Here is a 234-nt window from a genome sequence, read left to right as displayed (position 1 = left end):
CTTCTACTTTTCCTTTTATAAAACCATCTACGCCAATAATTACCCTACCGTTTGTAATCAATGTTCCGTCTAAAGTGCCATCAATTCTAAAATCTCCATCAGATTTAACATCGCCAACAATGGTTGTGTTTTTAGCTACAACACTTCTTTCCATAGTTTTGGGTGTTTGAGAATTTTTATCGTTATTACGAAACATTTGACTTACGGAATTGTTTTATTATTGCTTTTGCTTTC

General features: G+C 32.9%; 1 protein-coding gene. It reads right to left on the bottom strand.

Annotated elements, in window-relative coordinates:
• Positions 1-196 (bottom strand): bactofilin family protein (locus tag ACY2RX_RS14960; RefSeq protein ID WP_490104756.1); only part of this gene is annotated, 196 nt, incomplete at its 3' end.
• Positions 197-234: the final 38 nt, after the last annotated feature.

The sequence above is a fragment of the Polaribacter sp. 2405UD43-2 genome, assembly GCF_058147125.1.
This window is presented reverse-complemented; position numbering and strand designations above follow the sequence as displayed.